Source organism: Polaromonas sp., assembly GCF_029945895.1.
Lineage (GTDB): Bacteria > Pseudomonadota > Gammaproteobacteria > Burkholderiales > Burkholderiaceae_C > Polaromonas.
The window spans coordinates 1-2,660 of sequence record NZ_JAQSDL010000058.1 but is presented as its reverse complement, the minus strand read 5'-3'; the positions used below and the strand labels follow the sequence as shown (position 1 = coordinate 2,660).

3 protein-coding genes are annotated in these 2,660 nt (G+C 66.1%); all 3 read right to left on the bottom strand.

Annotated features, from left to right (window positions below; translation table 11 throughout):
• Window positions 1-199 precede the first annotated feature (199 nt).
• The 3 genes from PSV33_RS07620 to PSV33_RS07610 all read right to left on the bottom strand — a co-directional run bounded on the left by PSV33_RS07620 (window position 200) and on the right by PSV33_RS07610 (window position 2,581).
• Complete coding sequence (locus PSV33_RS07620; protein WP_293596471.1) at window positions 200-1,795, bottom strand: IS66 family transposase; 1,596 nt, start codon at window positions 1,793-1,795, stop codon at window positions 200-202.
• Window positions 1,796-1,874: 79 nt separating this feature from the next.
• A complete protein-coding gene (tnpB, locus tag PSV33_RS07615; RefSeq protein ID WP_176491458.1) occupies window positions 1,875-2,216 on the bottom strand; it encodes an IS66 family insertion sequence element accessory protein TnpB in 342 nt (113 codons plus the stop codon).
• Window positions 2,213-2,581: a transposase gene (locus tag PSV33_RS07610; RefSeq protein WP_141396442.1), complete on the bottom strand. Its 369-nt coding sequence runs from the start codon at window positions 2,579-2,581 to the stop codon at window positions 2,213-2,215. The genes tnpB and PSV33_RS07610 overlap by 4 nt, the downstream gene beginning before the upstream one ends.
• Window positions 2,582-2,660: the final 79 nt, after the last annotated feature.

The window sequence follows — 2,660 nt, the reverse complement described above, 5'->3', positions numbered from 1 at the left end:
GTAAGCGTCTGGCCGTGGCATCTTGAGTTGACTCAGTCATCGCCCCAGCATTGCGTCCATGGCGAACATGGTTCAAGCGGTGTGCAGGGCGGCGATGGCGATGGCGGCGCGTTGGCTGAGCGTCTGCGCGCTCGCCGGGTTGATGGCCGGGAGAGCGGTGAGCTTGTCGATGCGGCGCGGATGCGCAAGCGGCCTGGCTTCAGTCAGCGGGCTTCCACTTGTGGGGCAGCATCTCCTCGATGCGGCTGTTCAGCTGCGTCGGCAGTCGCGTGAGCACATCCTTCAGGTAGGCCCACGGCTCATGCCCGTTGAGCTTGGCCGATTGCAGCAAGCTCATCACCACTGCTGCCCGCTCGCCGGCCAGCTGAGAGCCGATGAACAGCCAATTGCGCCGCCCCAGCGCCCAGGGCCGAATCCGGTTCTCCACGTAGTTGTTGTCAATCGGCACAGCGCCGTCCAGCAAGAACCGCCCCAGCCCCGCCCAGTGGTTCAGACTGTAGTCAATCGCTTTGGCGATGGCGCTGCCATCAGGCACCCGCGTGCGCTCCAGTTGGAGCCACAGATGCAACTCCTGCCACAGCGACCCGGACCGCTCCTGCCTCATCTGCAGCCGCTGCTGGGCCGGCAGATCCCGGGCGTCGGCCTCCACCCGGTACAGCCAGGCGATGCGCTGGATCGCCTGCGCGGCCACGACACTCGCGTTGGCCTTGACCAATTCGTCAAACTTCCTCCTGGCGTGGGCCAGGCAATAGGCAGTGCTGCGCCCATCGAGCGCGAGCGCAGCGTCGTATCCGCTGTAGGCGTCCACCACCAGCGTACCGCTCCAGCCCGTCAGGAACTCGCAGGGGTATTTGCCCCCGCGCCCCGCGCAGAAGTCAAACACCACCCCCGGCTCGGGCTCGAAGGCGCCTCGCGCGTAGGCCCACATATAGGCCTTTTTGGTCTTGCCCGCGCCCGGGTCCAGCAACGAGATCGGCGTCTCGTCGGCGTGCACGATCCGCGAGGCGAGCACGAAGGCCCGGTGCGCCTCATGAAGCGGCATCAACTGCGCCCCGGTCTGCCCGCCCCAGGCCGCCAGCGTGGAGCGCGGGATGCGCACGCCCGTACGCGCGTTGATCTGCTCTTGCCGGTAGTAGGGGATGTGATCCACGAAGCGGCTGATGACGGTGTGAGCCTGCAGGCCGGGCGTTGGCAGCGCGTTGTCAAATACCTGGGGCGCGGCCGGCTCCTGCACCAGAAGCTGGCAACACTTGCAGGCCCACTTGCCCCGAATCTGGCGCTGCACAAAGAACTGCGCCGGGATGATGTCCAGCCGCTCGCTGATGTCCTCGCCCACGCGCACCATCGGCTGGCCGCATTCGGGCGTCGGGCAGTTCGTGTCCTCGGGCTCCACGCGCTGGTCAACGCGCGGCAGGTGCGCTGCAAGGGGTTCGCGCTTGGGTTGGCGGCGGGGTTGCTGCTCGGGTGCGCTGCGACTTGTGCCGGCCCCGTTCTGCAAAGCGGCCAGTTGGGCTTCAAGACTGGCCTGGTCGGCCGCCAGGGTTTCTTCGAAGATGTCCCGCTGCTCGGCGTTCATGCGCTCGGTCTTGGCACCGAACTTCCAGGCTTTGAGCCGCGCCAGCTGAAACGTGATGCTTTCGATCTTCGCGTCGCGCCACTTGATGGCCTGCGCCTGGGTGTCGATGCGCTTGCTTTGCTCACCGATGTGCGCCAGCATCTGCGCCGCCATGGCGGCCAGCTCGCCCGCGCTCAGCGCCTTGAGGTCCTCGGGTTTGATTGCATGCACGTTGAGCATGCGCCATTGTGCAAGCCCAGCGCATGATCGAACACTGGGGCTTGTTCCAATTGCGTTGAATTGCCCGCTTGGGTTGCGCTCATATCCGGGTGATTCGCCGCAGTTGTTCCAGGCGCTGCCACGGCAGCCCGAGCACCAGGGCGTCGAACTGGTCTTTGCTCAGCGTGACAGGAGCAGCGTCGATGGCGCCACCGCGCGGCCACTCGAAGGCGCCTTTGTTCAAGCGGCGTGCTGCGCACCAGACTCCGAAGCCGTCGTGCACCAGCAGCTTGATGCGCGTTGAGCGGGCATTGGCGAAGAGGTAGCCGTGGTGCGCCTGCGCGGCGCCGAAGACTTGAACCACCCTGGCCAGCAGCCGATCAGCGCCGGCGCGCATGTCAATGGGCTGGACCGCCAGCCACAGCGCGTCGATCCGGATCATCGCAGCAGCTCGCGCATCCAGGCCGCGCATTGCGCTGCGGCCTGGCAGGGCCAGCTCACGCTGATGGCGGTTGCGCCTCGGCGCAGCTCGATACGGATGTCCAAGGACGCTGGCTCAGCGGGTTGCTGGCACACCGGGATGAACGCGGGCGCCACTGCGGCAGGCACCAAGTGAGCACCGCCGCGCTGCCGGGCTTCGACGATCCAGCGGCGCGCCAGGTTCGCATTGACTCCGTTGGCCATGGCCACTGCGGCGATCGAGACGCCAAGCGGTTGGCAAGCGGCGACGACCTGGGCCTTGAACTCGGGGCTGTGTTTGCGGCGACGCGGAGCGCGAACGCCAGTTTCATTGGAGATAGTGTGCACGTGTCCACCTAAAGTTAAGTGGACACGAGGCTCCTATAAAGCTTGATCGGCTTCAAGATGCCACGGCCAGACGCTTACG

Excerpts from the sequence above, each read along its gene's own strand:
- PSV33_RS07620 (WP_293596471.1), bottom strand. The coding sequence starts at position 1,795 with ATGCTCAACGTGCATGCAATCAAACCCGAGGACCTCAAGGCGCTGAGC.
- tnpB (WP_176491458.1), bottom strand. The coding sequence starts at position 2,216 with ATGATCCGGATCGACGCGCTGTGGCTGGCGGTCCAGCCCATTGACATG.